The sequence below is a fragment of the Pseudomonas sp. NFACC56-3 genome, from assembly GCF_900100025.1.
Taxonomy (GTDB): domain Bacteria; phylum Pseudomonadota; class Gammaproteobacteria; order Pseudomonadales; family Pseudomonadaceae; genus Aquipseudomonas; species Aquipseudomonas fluorescens_AA.
The window spans coordinates 42,768-56,705 of sequence record NZ_FMTK01000018.1 but is presented as its reverse complement, the minus strand read 5'-3'; the positions used below and the strand labels follow the sequence as shown (position 1 = coordinate 56,705).

Sequence of the window (13,938 nt, the reverse complement as noted above, 5' to 3'; positions counted from 1 at the left end):
TTTTCGCCCCTCGCTGTTTCGTTGCCCGGGGGCCCTCGTCCATGAGTGCTTCGTCCCTGCCACCCAGCGGCCTGGTCCGCATGAATCCGCCGGTGTTTTACTTCGCCGCGACCTTCATCCTGTTGTTCGGCCTGGTGGTGATTGCCATGCCCGCCCAGGCCGGCGCCTGGTTGCTGGCCGCGCAGAACTGGGCGGCCAATACGGTCGGCTGGTACTACATGCTCGCGATGACGCTGTATCTGGTCTTCGTGGTGGTCACCGCCTTGTCCGGCTACGGCAAGATCAAGCTCGGTGCCGACCACGACGAGCCCGAGTTCAGCTATTTGTCCTGGGCCGGCATGTTGTTCGCCGCCGGCATCAGCATCACGCTGTTTTTCTTCTGCGTCTCCGAACCGCTGACCCATTTGGTGCAGCCGCCCCAGGGTGAGGCCGGTACCGCCGAGGCAGCGCGCCAGGCCATGCAGATTCTGTTCTTGCACTGGGGCCTGCACGGCTGGGGCGTTTTCGCGTTCGTCGGCATGGCCCTGGCGTATTTCGCCTATCGGCACAATTTGCCGCTGGCCCTGCGTTCGGCGCTGTACCCGCTGATCGGCAAGCGCATCAACGGCCCCATCGGCTACGCCGTGGACGGCTTCGGCATTATCGCGACGGTGTTCGGCCTTGGCGCGGACATGGGTTTTGGTGTGCTGCACCTCAATTCCGGGCTCGATTACCTGTTCGGCATTGCTCACACCCAGTGGATTCAAGTTGGTTTGATCGTGCTGATGATGGGCGCGGCGATCATCGTCGCCGTGGCCGGTGTCGACAAGGGTGTGCGGGTCATGTCCGACATCAACATGCTGCTGGCCTGTGCGTTGTTGCTGTTCGTGCTGTTCGCCGGGCCCACCCAGCATTTGCTCAATACCTTGATCCAGAACATCGGCGATTACCTCGGTGCCCTGCCGATGAAGAGTTTCGACCTGTACGCCTACAACGAGCCCAGCGACTGGCTGGGCGGCTGGACGGTGTTCTACTGGGCCTGGTGGATCGCGTGGTCGCCGTTCGTGGGCCTGTTCATCGCGCGGATTTCCCGTGGACGGACCATTCGTGAGTTCGTGTTCGGCGTGCTGCTGATTCCTCTGGGCTTCACCCTGGCGTGGATGTCCATCTTCGGCAACAGCGCCATCGACCAAGTGCTGAACCACGGCATGAGTGCCCTGGGCATGTCCGCCCTGGACAACCCGTCGATGAGCCTTTACTTGCTGCTGGAAACCTACCCTTGGAGCAAGACCGTCATCGCGGTCACCGTGTTCATCAGCTTCGTGTTCTTCGTCACGTCCGCTGACTCGGGCACCGTGGTGCTTTCGACGCTGTCAGCCAAGGGCGGCAATCCCGATGAGGATGGGCCGAAATGGCTGCGGGTGTTCTGGGGCGCGATGACCGCCCTGGTGACCAGCGCGTTGTTGTTCTCCGGCAGCATCGATGCCCTGAAGTCGGCGGTGGTGCTGACGTCCTTGCCGTTCTCACTGATTCTGCTGTTGATGATGTGGGGGCTGCACAAGGCGTTTTACCTGGAGTCCCAGAAACAGATCGCACAATTGCATTCCCTGGCGCCGGTATCGGGAGCGCGCCGGGGCACGGGTGGCTGGCGTCAGCGCTTGAGCCAGGCGGTGCATTTTCCGTCCCGTGACGAGGTGTACCGTTTCCTCGACACCACGGTGCGCCCGGCCATTGAAGAAGTGACCGCGGTGTTCGTCGAGAAGGGGCTGACGGTGGTGACCCAGCCCGACCCGGCCAACGACAGCGTCAGCCTGGAGATCGGTCACGGCGAGCAGCATCCGTTCATTTACCAGGTGCAGATGCGTGGCTACTTCACGCCGTCCTTCGCCCGCGGCGGCATGGGCTCGAAGCAGCTCAACAACCGGCGCTACTACCGTGCCGAGGTGCACTTGAGCGAAGGCAGCCAGGATTACGACTTGGTGGGCTACACCAAGGAGCAAATCATCAACGACATCCTCGACCAGTACGAGCGGCACCTGCAGTTCCTGCATTTGGTGCGCTGAGCGAGGCCGTAGGTTTTCCATCTTTACCGGCCTCATCGCGAGCAAGCTCGCTCCCACAGGGGCAGTGATTCCTTCTTGAGGGCTGCCGATTCCCTTGTGGGAGCGAGCTTGCTCGCGATAACGGTTTGGCGGGCGCCCGGCGAAGCTTCAGACAAGCCCGCCATTGGCCCGCAGAACCTGCCCATTCACCCAGCCAGCGGCCGGGCTCACCAGGAACGCGATGATGTTGGCAATGTCCTGCGGCTGGCCGAGGCGTTCCAGGGGCGGCATCTTGGCGTAGTGCTGCACCTGTTCTTCGCTTTTGCCGTGCATGAACAGTTCGGTGGCGACCGGGCCGGGAGCCACGGCATTGACCGTGATCTGACGCCCGCGCAGTTCCTTGGCGAACACCTGGGTCAGGGATTCCACTGCCGCCTTGCTGGCGATATATACCGAGTAGCCGGGCAGGTTCAGCCCTACGGTGCTGCTGGAAAAATTCACGATCCGGCCACCGTCGTTCAGGCGGGTCGCGGCTTCGCGCAGGGTGTTGAAGGTGCCACGGGTGTTGATGGCGAACGTCTGCTCGAACAGCTCGTCGCTGTGTTGCGCCAGGGGCATTACCTGAAGGATGCCGGCGTTGTTGATCAACACATCGACCTTGCCCAGTTGGGCTTCGGTTTCGTCGAACAGCCGCCGCACATCGGCGGAAGAGGACACGTCCGCCTTGATCGCTATGGCTTGGTGGCCGGCCTGGCGCAGTTGAACCACCAGTTTCGAGGCTTCGGTGGCGCTGTTGGCGTAATTGATGACGACGGCAAAACCTTCGCTGGCCAATTGCTTGGCAATTTCTGCTCCGATACCGCGGGAGGCGCCGGTCACGATGGCAACTTTCGAATGCTGAACAGTCATGTGAGGTTCCTTTGAGGTTGAAGTGTCGTAGTTCATTGAAGCCAGATTCACATGTTTACTCTTGGCGATAAATGCCCGAGAGTTGCCTTGACTGTTCAATATTTTCCAACAATCGGTGCACGGGCTTCAGATGGACCAAGTCAAGGCGATGAGGGTATTTGTCCGCATATACGAGCGCAGCAGCTTCACCCTGGCCGCTGAAGACTTGAATATGCCCCGGGCCACGCTGACCCATACGCTCAATCAATTCGAAGCCTGGCTGGGCATTCGTTTGCTGGAGCGTAGCACCCGCAAGGTGCGCCCGACCCTCGACGGCGAGGCCTACTACCCGCGCTGCGTGCAATTGCTGGCGGAGCTTGAAGAGGCCGAACTGGCGTTTCGCGGCGTGGCGCCCAAAGGCAAACTCAGAGTAGACCTGCACGGCACCCAGGCCCGGTACTTCGTGATTCCGGCATTGCCGCAATTCATGGCGCGCTACCCCGAAATAGAACTGTTCATCAGCGAGGCGGATCGTTTCGTCGACCTGATTGCCGAGGGCGTCGATTGCGTGCTGCGTTCCGGTACGCTGGCGGACTCGTCATTGATCGGCCGGCGTGTCGCCAATCTTCGGCAGATCACCTGTGCCAGCCCCGGTTACCTGCGCCAGTATGGCGAGCCGAAGAGCTTCGATGACTTGAAGCATCACAGGGCGGTGAATTACGTCTCGCGGACTACCGCCAAACTCTATCCGTTCGAGTTCATGGTCGATGGCGAACTCAAGGAGGTGCCGATCGGGGGCTCGTTGTCGGTGTCCGGCGCCGAGATCTACGCCGCCTCGGCCATCGCCGGCCTGGGCCTGATTCAATGCCCGTATTACCGAATGGAAGAACCGATCCGGCAGGGCCTGATCCAGGAAGTCCTCACCGCCACCCCACCACCGTCCATGCCGGTGTCGGTGCTCTATCCCCACAACCGACACATGTCGCCACGGGTTCGCGTGTTCGTGGATTGGGTGACGGAGGTGTTTGCGCAGGCGCGTTAATGGGGGCCGTGGTTATCGTTGGCCCTGTGGAAGCGAGCTTGCTCACGATGAGGCCTTTGCCAATCGATATTTTCGTTGGCTGATCCACCGCTATCGCGAGCAAGCTCGCTCCCACCCTATTGCGAACTTTCAGCCTGACCGAGGCGTCTGTGAAATGTTAGCGTCTGTCACCCGCCGTCCGAACAGAGAGCCTTTTCGATGACCTACACCGCTGCGCAAAACCGTTACGAGTCCATTCCTTACCGCCGCGTCGGTCGCAGCGGGTTGGTGCTGCCGGCGTTGTCGCTGGGGTTGTGGCACAACTTTGGCGACAGTACGCCCATCGACACCCAGCGTGCCTTGCTGCGCACGGCGTTCGACCTGGGGATCAACCATTTCGACCTGGCCAACAACTACGGCCCGCCCTATGGCAGCGCCGAGATCAATTTCGGCCGGTTGCTGCGCGAAGATTTCCAGCAGTACCGCGATGAGCTGATCATCTCCAGCAAGGCCGGTTGGGATATGTGGCCGGGACCTTACGGCCAGGGCGGTGGCTCGCGCAAATACGTGCTGGCCAGCCTCGACCAGAGCCTGCAACGCCTGGGGCTGGACTATGTGGATATCTTCTATTCCCACCGCTTCGACCCCGATACGCCCCTGGAAGAAACCGCCAGTGCACTGGCCACTGCAGTGCAGCAGGGCAAGGCGCTGTACATCGGCATTTCCTCGTACTCCGGGGTGAAGACCCGGGAAATGGCGGCGCTGCTCAAGGAGTGGAAAATCCCGCTGCTGATCCATCAGCCGGCCTACAACCTGCTCAACCGCTGGGTGGAAAAAGACCTGCTGGACGCCACCGACGAATTGGGTACCGGCGTGATTGCCTTCACCCCGTTGGCCCAAGGCCTGCTGACCGACAAGTACCTCAAGGGCGTTCCGGCCGATGCGCGGGTGAATCGTCCGGGGGGCGGCTCGTTGCAGGCTTCGCACTTGTCGCAGGAGAACCTCGCCCACGTACGCGCCCTCAATGAGATCGCCCAGCGTCGTGGCCAGAGCCTGGCGCAAATGGCCCTGGCCTGGACCTTGCGCGATCCCCGGGTCACCTCCGCCCTGATCGGCGCTAGCCGGCCGGAGCAGATCATCGAGAACGTCGGAGCCTTGCAGAACCTGAACTTCAGCGCCGAAGAACTGGCCGAGATCGACCGATTTGCCCAGGAAGGCGGGATCAATCTTTGGGAAAAGCCTTCGTCAGCGGAGTAACACAAAACCCTGTGGCGAGGGAGCTTGCTCCCGCTGGGCTGCGTAGCAGCCCCAAAACCCATTCAATACGGCGCACAGGTTTTACGACTGCTGCGCTGTCGAGCGGGAGCAAGCTCCCTCGCCACAAGTGAGTGGTGCGTTCAGCGAAAAAACGGCACATCCCCCAACACCGTCGCCCGGTGCATTACCCGCCGGGCCGGGCGGTAGTCGTCCACGGCGAAATGCTGGGTCACACGGTTATCCCAGAACGCCACGTCGTTGACCTGCCAGCGCCAGCGCAGGGTGAACTCCGGGCGGGTGGCGTGGGCGAACAGCAGTTTCAGGATCGCCTCGCTTTCGCTTTCCGACAGCTCGTTGATCCGTGTCGTGAAGCCTTCGTTGACGAACAGTGAGCGACGCCCGCTCACCGGATGGGTGCGGATCACCGGATGGGACAGCGGCGGGTTTTTCCGCCGTGCCTCTTCCCAGCGCGCCAGGTCTTCGGCGGTGTTGCCAAAGCGCTCCAAGGGAAAGGACCGGGTAAAATCGTGGGTTGCCGTCAGGCCTGCCAGCAAGCGTTTCAACGGTGTCGACAAGGCTTCGTAGGCGGCGATGCCACTGGCCCACAACGTATCCCCACCCACCGCTGGCAACAGCTTGGCGCTGAGCACCGCACCCAGGGCTGGCGTTGGGAGAAAGGTCACGTCGGTGTGCCACACGGCGTTGTCGCGCACATCGGTAACGGCGGTGTCGAGCACCAAGACTTCAGGCTGCTCCGGCACGTTGGGGTAGATCGGATGAATGTGCAAGTCGCCAAAATACGCGGCGAAACGCGCCTGCTGGGGCGGTTCGATCGGCTGGTCGCGGAAAAACAGCACCTGGTGTTCGAGCAGCGCCTGCTCGAGGGTGTCGCGGTCGGCCTGGCTCAGCGGCTGGCGGATATCGATTCCTTCGATCTGCGCGCCGAGGGCGGTGCTCAAAGGCGTAATGGTCGGGCGGTTCATCGCAGTGTTCTCGGTCTGGGCGCCGAATGGTCGGCGTGGTCATTGGGTATCAATGTGTCTGGCCGTGCCACGGCACCAGTTTGCGTTGCAGGGCGCGCAGGCCCATTTCCATGGCGAAGGCAATCAGCGCGATCACCAGGATTCCCAGCACCACCACATCGGTGACCAGGAACTGCGCCGCTGACTGCACCATGAATCCCAGCCCGCTGGTGGCGGCGATCAGTTCGGCGGCCACCAGTGTCGACCAGCCCACGCCCAGGCCGATGCGGATGCCGGTGAGAATATCCGGCAGGGCACTGGGCACGATCACATGGCGAATCAACTGTGCCCGCGTGGCGCCCAACGATTGCGCCGCGCGCAGCTTGGCCCGGTCGACGGTGCGCACGCCGGTGGCGGTGGCAATGGCAATCGGGGCGAAGATCGCCAGGTAGATCAGCAGCACCTTCGACAACTCGCCGATGCCGCACCAGATCACGATCAATGGCAGGTACGCCAACGGTGGAATCGGCCGGTAGAACTCGATCAACGGATCGAGCACGCCGCGCGCGATGCGGTTGGCGCCGATGGCGATGCCCACCGGCACCGCCGTCAGCACCGCGAACAACAGGCCCAGGCCGATGCGTTCAAGGCTGGCGGCCAAGTGTTGCCAGAGGGTGGAGTCCATGTAGCCGTGGGTCGCCAGCAGCCAGCCTTTTTGCAGCACGGCCGAGGGCGGGGGCAGGAACAGCGGTTCGATCAGGCCGCTGGCGGTGACAGCCCACCAGGCTGCCAGCAGCGCGATCAAGGTCAAGCCGCTGATCCAACGCGTACTCAGATGGGGGCTCAAACCGTTGGCCGTGGGCCGGGTCGTCGCGTCACGGACCACGGCTGGAATTTCGTAGCTGCTCATGCGCGCTCCTGGGGTCGAGTGGCGCTGCGTTGGGAAAACACTTTGGCGAGCACATGCTCGCGGGTTTCGATGAAGCGTGGGTCGGACTTGATCGACCGTGCCGATTCCCCGGCCCCGTAGCGCTGGCCGAAATCCAGGCTCAGGCGCTCGACGATCTGCCCCGGGTTCGGTGCCAGCAGAATCAAGTCAGTGGCGAGGAACACGGCTTCTTCAATGTCATGGGTGATCAGGAACACCGGCTTGGCGGTGCGTTGCCAGACCTGCAGCAACAGTTCCTGCATCTGCTCGCGGGTGAAGGCGTCCAGCGCACCGAATGGCTCATCCATCAACAGCACACGCGGGTCGGCCGCCAACGCCCGGGCCAGGCCGACGCGTTGCTTCTGGCCGCCGGAGAGCTGCCAGACGCGGCGTCGCTCGAAACCGGCCAGGTCCACCAGGGCAAGCATTTCCCGGGCGCGAGCCTCGCGTTTTTCCTTGGGGATGCCGGCCAGTTCCAGGCCGAACCCAACGTTTGCCAGTACGTCTTGCCACGGCAGCAGTGCATCGTCCTGGAACACCACGCCGCGTTCGGCGCTCGGGCCCTTGACCGGCGTGCCGTCGAGGGTGATCTGCCCGGCGCTGGGCTCGACGAACCCGGCGATCAGGTTCAACAGCGATGTCTTGCCACTGCCGGACGGGCCGAGGGCGACCAGCAACTGCTGGGGCCCCAGGGTCAGTGAAATGTCCGCCAGCACGGGGTCCGTCGCACCGGGGTACTGTGCGCTGATGCGCTCCAGCTGTAGCAAGGCCATCGCCGTGACTCCTTTTAGTGTTCGATCACTGGGTGATGTATTTGGCGCTGACGAAAGGCGCGTAGTCCGGCAGCACGGCTTCGACCTTGCCTTGCTCCTTGAGGAAGGCGGCAGTGTCGGTGATGGCTTTGGTGGTCGGAGCGCCGAGGCTTACGACCTGATCGGCCGCCAGGGGGAAGACGTTGCCTTGCAACAGCAGTGGGATATCACTGGCCTTGGCACCGGAGAGTTTCACCAGTTTGTCGACGTTGGACGCATCGGCCAGCCAGGCCTGTGGGTCCTTGCGGTACTGGGCGTAGGCGTCCAGGGTCACTTTGGCGAAGGCTGTGACGATTTCAGGATGCTTCTGGGCGAAGTCCTTGCGCACGATCCAGGCGTCGAACGTCGGAGCGCCGAACTTGGCCAGCTCCGCGGAGGTGATCAGCACCTTGCCGTTTTCCTTGGCCACACCCAGGGCCGGGTCCCAGACGTAGGTGGCGTCGATGTCGCCACGCTTCCAGGCGGCGATGATGGCCGGTGGCGCGAGGTTGAGGATGGTGACTTTCGATGGGTCGATGTTCCAGTGCTTCAACGCGGCGAGCAGGCTGTAGTGGCCGGTGGACACGAACGGCACGGCGATCTTCTTGCCGATCAGGTCCTGCGGGGTATTGATCCCGGAGCCGTTGCGGGTCACCAGGGCCTCGGCGGCGCCGATCTGGGTGGCGATGAGGAAGGTTTCCACCGGGACCTTGCGGGTGATGGCGGCGGTCAGCGGGCTGGAGCCGAGGTAGCCGATCTGCACATCGCCCGAGGCGATGGCGGTGATGACGTCGGCACCGTTGTCGAACTTGCGCCAGTCGATCTTGGCTTGGGTGGCTTTTTCATAGGCGCCGTCGGCCTGGGCGACCTTGGCCGGGTCGACGGTGGTCTGGTAGGCGACGGTCAGGTCGGCTGCCTGGGCAAAAAAGCTGGTGACGGCCAGGGAGGCGGCCGCGAGAAGGCGAAGGGGGAAACGCAAAGACATGGAAAATCTCCTCAACAGGCCACCGGACGTTCGGCGTTCGAGGAGACTAAATGATCTAAGAATTCAAAAATAAATAACTTTTTAGAATTAGCTTATTTGCGAAAAAAACATCCGGAAACGACTAAAGCCTCCGTGGCGAGGGAGCTTGCTCCCGCTGGACTGCGCAGCAGGCCCATTTCACGACTGCTGCACAGCCGAGCGGGAGCAAGCTCCCTCGCCACAAGAGTATCCCCGCCAAAGAGGGCTGGTCAGTTACTGATCGCCAGAATGCTCGCCTGGTAGGAACCCACGAACACATCGAAATCCCCCACCTCGTTCTGCTCCAGCTCGGCTTGCTGGACCAGCGACTCGCGTGCGGTCTCTTCGAATGTCGCTTGCTCCTGGGCAGGCAACGGCTCGGCGCGGAAGAATTCGGCGTGGGCCTTGCTTTGGCGCAGGGAGAACTGGGCGAAGCTTTCCTGATGTTCGGCCATGGCGGCCAGCACCTGGGCGGAAGGCGTCAGGGACGGATCGCGGACTTTCGCCAATTGCGCGTCCAGTGCCTGGCGATGGGCATCGCCACCGTGGCTCTGGTCGAGCAGCGAAGCCAGCGGGGCGATGTTTTCCAGCAATTCCACGGCCCAGGCCTGCATGTCCACCGCTTGACCCTGGCGCTGCAATTGCAGGCCTGGCTTGCGACCTTCCTTGACCACGGTCAGGAAGTTGCTCGTGGCGTTGCCGCATTCGTTGTTTTCCAGCTGCGGGCTGTCATTGAGGCCGCAATACAGCAGGAACGCATCGAGGAACCGCGCTTCGGTGAGGTCGATACCCATCGGCAGGAACGGGTTGATGTCCAGGCAGCGCACTTCGACGTACTGGATCCCCCGGGCCATCAAGGCCTGGATCGGCCGCTCGCCGGTGTAGGTCACACGCTTGGGACGGATGTTGGAGTAGTACTCGTTTTCGATCTGCAAGATGTTGGTATTGAGCTGCACCCACTCGCCGTTCTGGTGAGTGCCGACTTCGACGTACGGCGCGTAGGGCGTCGCCACCGCTTTGCGCAGGCTGTCGGTGTAGCTCTCCAGGTCGTTGTAGCATGGCGTGAGGCCGGCCTGGGCGTTGCTCTGGTAACCCAGGTCGCTCATGCGCAGGCTGGTGGCGTAGGGCAGGTACAAGGTGTCCGGATCCAGTTGTTCCAACTGGTGCGGGCGGCCCCGCAGGAAACCGACGTCCAGGGCCGGCGAGGCACCGAACAGGTACATCAGCAACCAGCTGTAGCGGCGGAAATTACGGATCAGCGCGATGTAGGCCGACGACTGGAAGTCCCGGTCGCTTACCTCGGCGGCTTCGTCCTGGCGCAACAGCGGCCAGAGCTTTTCCGGCAAGGAGAAGTTGTAGTGGATACCTGCGATGCACTGCATGGTCTTGCCGTAGCGCAGGGCCAGGCCCTTGCGATAGACGTACTTGAGCCGACCGATATTCGAAGTGCCGTAGTAGGCGATCGGAATCTCTTCTTCGGCCGGCAGTGGGCACGGCATCGACGGGCTCCACAAATACTCGTCACCCAGTTTGCTGTAGGCAAACCGGTGGATCTTGTCGAGGCTGCGCAAGGTATCGGCCGGGTTGGCCAGGGCGGGCGTGATGAACTCCAGCAGCGACTCGGAATAGTCGGTAGTGATCTGTTCGTTGGTCAGCGCCGAACCCAGGGCCTTGGGGTGCGGAGTCTGCGCCAGGCGCCCATCGTCCGTGACACGCAGGCATTCACGCTCGATGCCGTGCAGGCACTGTTCGAGCAGGGAGAGGTTGGCGCGCTCGCCGAGCAGGGCCAGGCGGCGGTTTAAAAGGTCGCTCAAGTTGAATTCCTTCACGCGTCAGTCGCCCCAATATGGGGGTGGGCAAGACGGTCTACAAGGGTGAAGTTAAAACTGGCGTTTTCGCCTGGTTTTCGTGCCAAAAGCTAGCCACCGCAACCCCACTGTGGGAGCGAGCTTGCTCGCGATGGCGGTGGATCAGCAACGTTGATCTTGACGGACCCTGCGCTATCGCGAGCAAGCTCGCTCCCACAGGAAAGTCCGACACTGCATTCATGGCGTCGAAATTAACCCAAATCGATGACAGGGAGCTATAGGACAGCGAACGTGCCTTGCGCTTTTACGACCAGTTTGTCGCCCTGCATCACCTCGGCTTCGACCACCAGCGTGCGCCGACCCGGATGGATGACCCGGGCGGTGCACAGCACTTCGCCGTCGGACACGGCGCGAATGTAGTTGATCTTGCATTCGATGGTCGCGCTCTGCTGGTCAAAGCCATGGACACTGGAGCAGGCCAGGCCCATGGCGATGTCCACCAGGCTGAACAGTGCGCCGCCGTGCAGCTTGCCGCCGCGGTTGCGCAACGGCGGCTCAAGGCCCAGGGCGACTTGCGCCACCCCGTCCCCCAGGCTCTGCAAGCGGCAGCCGAGCAGCTTGAAGAAGGCGCTTTCCACCAACCCGGCCGGCACGTCCATCAGCGCTTCTTCAACTGCTTGGCGTTGGCGAACAGCGAGGCCATGGCGTTGTTCGCCGGGGCCGCGGTGGCGGTTTCCTTGCGCGGCGCGGTGTTCTGCGACTGACGCGGCGTCGAGCCAGGGCGAGCACCACGGGCGCCATCGACTTTCTCGCCGGGCGTGTCGCTCATGCGCATCGACAGGCCGACACGTTTGCGCGGGATGTCGACTTCCATGACCTTCACTTTCACCACATCGCCAGCCTTCACCGCTTCGCGCGGGTCCTTGATGAACTTCTCGGACAACGCCGAAATGTGCACCAGGCCGTCCTGGTGCACGCCGATGTCGACGAAAGCACCGAAGTTGGTGACGTTGGTCACCACGCCTTCGAGGATCATGCCCGGTTGCAGGTCCTTGAGGTCTTCGACGCCGTCCTGGAACTCGGCGGTCTTGAACTCGGGGCGCGGGTCGCGGCCTGGTTTTTCCAGCTCCTGGAGGATGTCGGTGACGGTGGGCAGGCCGAAGGTTTCGTCGGTGAATTTCTTCGGGTCCAGGCGCTTGAGGAATGCGGCATCACCGATCAGCGAGCGGATGTCGCGGTCGGTCTGGGCGGCGATGCGTTGCACCAGCGGGTAGGCTTCGGGGTGGACGGCCGACGAATCCAGCGGGTTGTCGCCGTTCATGACCCGCAGGAAGCCGGCGGCCTGTTCGAAGGTTTTTTCACCCAGGCGTGGGACTTTCTTCAACGCGGCGCGGGTCTTGAACGCGCCATGTTCGTCCCGGTGGGTGACGATGTTCTGCGCCAGCGTGGCGTTCAGGCCGGAGATCCGCGCCAGCAGCGCCACCGAAGCGGTGTTCACGTCCACGCCCACGGCGTTCACGCAATCTTCCACCACCGCGTCCAGGCCACGGGCCAGTTTCAGTTGGGAAACGTCGTGCTGGTACTGGCCGACACCGATGGATTTGGGGTCGATCTTCACCAGCTCCGCCAGTGGATCCTGCAGGCGACGGGCGATGGACACCGCGCCACGGATCGACACATCCAGGTCGGGGAACTCCTTGGAAGCCAGTTCCGATGCCGAGTAAACCGAAGCGCCGGCCTCGGAGACCATGACCTTGGTCATTTTCATGGCTGGGTATTTCTTGATCAGCTCGGTGGCCAGTTTGTCGGTCTCGCGGCTGGCGGTGCCGTTGCCGATGGCGATCAGGTCCACCGAATGCTTGGCGCACAGGGCGGCGAGCACGGCGAGGGTCTGGTCCCACTTGTTGTGCGGCACGTGCGGGTAGACCGTGGCGTGATCCAGCAGCTTGCCGGTGGCGTCCACCACCGCGACCTTGCAACCGGTGCGCAGGCCCGGGTCCAGGCCCAGGGTGGCGCGGGGACCGGCCGGTGCGGCCAGCAGCAGGTCGTGCAGGTTGTGGGCGAACACGTTGATCGCCTCGGTCTCGGCGTTGTCGCGCAACTCGCCCAGCAGGTCGGTTTCCAGGTGGGTGTAGAGCTTGACCTTCCAGGTCCAGCGCACCACTTCGGCCAGCCATTTGTCGGCGGCGCGGTTCTGGTTCTGGATGCCGAACTGCTGGCCGATCATGCCTTCGCACGGGTGCATGGTACCGGGCAATTCTTCACCGACCTTCAGCGCGGAGCTGAGGATGCCTTCGTTGCGACCCCGGAAAATCGCCAGAGCGCGGTGGGACGGCATGCTTTTGAGCGGTTCGTCGTGTTCGAAGTAGTCGCGGAACTTCGCGCCTTCCTCTTCCTTGCCGGCGATCACCCGGGCGCTGAGGATGGCTTCCTGTTTGAGGAAGTTGCGCAGTTTTTCCAACAGGTTGGCGTCTTCGGCGAAACGCTCCATGAGGATGTACTTGGCACCCTCCAGCGCCGCTTTCACGTCTGCCACGCCTTTTTCGGCGTCGACGAAGCGCGCGGCTTCGGTTTCCGGGGCCAGGGTCGGATCGTTGAACAGGCCGTCGGCCAGCTCGCCGAGGCCGGCTTCCAGGGCGATCTGGCCCTTGGTGCGGCGCTTTTGCTTGTAGGGCAGGTACAAGTCTTCGAGACGAGTCTTGGTGTCGGCCAGCTTGATGTCGCGTTCAAGTTGCGGGGTCAGCTTGCCCTGCTCCTGGATGCTGGCCAGGATGCTGATGCGCCGTTCGTCGAGTTCTCGCAGGTAGCGCAGGCGTTCTTCCAGATGCCGCAATTGGGTGTCATCGAGACTGCCGGTCACTTCTTTCCGGTAACGGGCGATGAAAGGTACCGTGGAACCTTCATCGAGTAGCGCGACGGCCGCTTCGACCTGTTGTGGGCGTACACCGAGTTCCTCGGCGATGCGGCTGTTGATGCTGTCCATAAAACCACCTGACAAATTGTGAAATCAGGCTCGCCACCACAGAAACCGGGCTCGGCGAGACTGGTTGAGCGGCCTGGCATGCGCCGCTGCCTGGGTCAAAAGGCTGCCTGTCGACCCGCGAAATTCAAAAAGTTGCCTGGCCAAGGCTGAAAAAATGGCACGCCGGGATCACGATCCGACATTCCCTGGCACAAAAGGCTGCGCATTATAACCAGCGTTCCGTCCCGAAGGGGGGGACATGGTCTGTAGGCTTGATACCCGGATTTGTGGAGATAG

At 62.5% G+C, this 13,938-nt stretch carries 11 protein-coding genes; 3 read left to right on the top strand and 8 right to left on the bottom strand.

Translation table 11 applies throughout. The features are described 5' to 3' along the window. Window positions 1–80 precede the first annotated feature (80 nt). A complete protein-coding gene (betT, locus tag BLO80_RS21395; RefSeq protein WP_175459535.1) occupies window positions 81–2,042 on the top strand; it encodes a choline transporter BetT in 1,962 nt (653 codons plus the stop codon). Between the two features lie 147 nt (window positions 2,043–2,189). Here betT and BLO80_RS21390 read toward each other — a convergent pair whose 3' ends face one another. Continuing rightward, window positions 2,190–2,930, bottom strand: coding sequence for an SDR family oxidoreductase (locus tag BLO80_RS21390; RefSeq protein WP_092330005.1), 741 nt, complete (start codon window positions 2,928–2,930; stop codon window positions 2,190–2,192). A gap of 130 nt (window positions 2,931–3,060) precedes the next feature. On the opposite strand from BLO80_RS21390, the gene BLO80_RS21385 reads away from it, so the two are divergent. Together BLO80_RS21385 and mgrA are read left to right on the top strand one after the other, a co-directional pair. After that, the gene (locus BLO80_RS21385) at window positions 3,061–3,951 is read left to right on the top strand and encodes a LysR family transcriptional regulator (protein ID WP_092330007.1); all 891 of its coding nucleotides are present in this window, start codon (window positions 3,061–3,063) and stop codon (window positions 3,949–3,951) included. 198 nt (window positions 3,952–4,149) lie between these two features. After that, on the top strand, window positions 4,150–5,187 hold the full coding sequence (mgrA, locus tag BLO80_RS21380) for an L-glyceraldehyde 3-phosphate reductase (protein ID WP_092330009.1): 1,038 nt from the start codon (window positions 4,150–4,152) through the stop codon (window positions 5,185–5,187). Between the two features lie 140 nt (window positions 5,188–5,327). Here mgrA and tauD read toward each other — a convergent pair whose 3' ends face one another. The 7 genes from tauD to BLO80_RS21340 form a co-directional block, all read right to left on the bottom strand. Next, window positions 5,328–6,170, bottom strand: a complete 843-nt coding sequence (gene tauD / locus BLO80_RS21375) for a taurine dioxygenase (RefSeq protein WP_092330016.1) — start codon at window positions 6,168–6,170, stop codon at window positions 5,328–5,330. Between the two features lie 49 nt (window positions 6,171–6,219). After that, on the bottom strand, window positions 6,220–7,059 hold the full coding sequence (gene tauC, locus BLO80_RS21370; RefSeq protein WP_092330019.1) for a taurine ABC transporter permease TauC: 840 nt from the start codon (window positions 7,057–7,059) through the stop codon (window positions 6,220–6,222). Next, on the bottom strand, window positions 7,056–7,850 hold the full coding sequence (gene tauB, locus BLO80_RS21365; protein WP_092330022.1) for a taurine ABC transporter ATP-binding subunit: 795 nt from the start codon (window positions 7,848–7,850) through the stop codon (window positions 7,056–7,058). The genes tauC and tauB overlap by 4 nt, the downstream gene beginning before the upstream one ends. A 25-nt stretch (window positions 7,851–7,875) precedes the next feature. Then, the gene (tauA, locus tag BLO80_RS21360; protein ID WP_092330025.1) at window positions 7,876–8,853 is read right to left on the bottom strand and encodes a taurine ABC transporter substrate-binding protein; all 978 of its coding nucleotides are present in this window, start codon (window positions 8,851–8,853) and stop codon (window positions 7,876–7,878) included. 248 nt (window positions 8,854–9,101) lie between these two features. Next, window positions 9,102–10,685: a glutamate--cysteine ligase gene (gene gshA, locus BLO80_RS21355; RefSeq protein ID WP_092330028.1), complete on the bottom strand. Its 1,584-nt coding sequence runs from the start codon at window positions 10,683–10,685 to the stop codon at window positions 9,102–9,104. Window positions 10,686–10,954: 269 nt separating this feature from the next. Next, the gene (locus tag BLO80_RS21345) at window positions 10,955–11,338 is read right to left on the bottom strand and encodes a PaaI family thioesterase (RefSeq protein WP_092330031.1); all 384 of its coding nucleotides are present in this window, start codon (window positions 11,336–11,338) and stop codon (window positions 10,955–10,957) included. Further along, on the bottom strand, window positions 11,338–13,662 hold the full coding sequence (locus BLO80_RS21340) for a Tex family protein (protein ID WP_092330034.1): 2,325 nt from the start codon (window positions 13,660–13,662) through the stop codon (window positions 11,338–11,340). Before BLO80_RS21340 ends, BLO80_RS21345 begins: the two co-directional genes overlap by 1 nt. Window positions 13,663–13,938: the final 276 nt, after the last annotated feature.

Coding starts and splice junctions, on each gene's coding strand:
- betT (WP_175459535.1), top strand. CDS start 81: ATGAATCCGCCGGTGTTTTACTTCGCCGCGACCTTCATCCTGTTGTTC.
- BLO80_RS21385 (WP_092330007.1), top strand. CDS start 3,061: ATGGACCAAGTCAAGGCGATGAGGGTATTTGTCCGCATATACGAGCGC.
- tauD (WP_092330016.1), bottom strand. CDS start 6,170: ATGAACCGCCCGACCATTACGCCTTTGAGCACCGCCCTCGGCGCGCAG.
- BLO80_RS21345 (WP_092330031.1), bottom strand. CDS start 11,338: ATGGACGTGCCGGCCGGGTTGGTGGAAAGCGCCTTCTTCAAGCTGCTC.
- BLO80_RS21340 (WP_092330034.1), bottom strand. CDS start 13,662: ATGGACAGCATCAACAGCCGCATCGCCGAGGAACTCGGTGTACGCCCA.
- mgrA (WP_092330009.1), top strand. CDS start 4,150: ATGACCTACACCGCTGCGCAAAACCGTTACGAGTCCATTCCTTACCGC.
- tauA (WP_092330025.1), bottom strand. CDS start 8,853: ATGTCTTTGCGTTTCCCCCTTCGCCTTCTCGCGGCCGCCTCCCTGGCC.
- BLO80_RS21390 (WP_092330005.1), bottom strand. CDS start 2,930: ATGACTGTTCAGCATTCGAAAGTTGCCATCGTGACCGGCGCCTCCCGC.
- tauC (WP_092330019.1), bottom strand. CDS start 7,059: ATGAGCAGCTACGAAATTCCAGCCGTGGTCCGTGACGCGACGACCCGG.
- tauB (WP_092330022.1), bottom strand. CDS start 7,850: ATGGCCTTGCTACAGCTGGAGCGCATCAGCGCACAGTACCCCGGTGCG.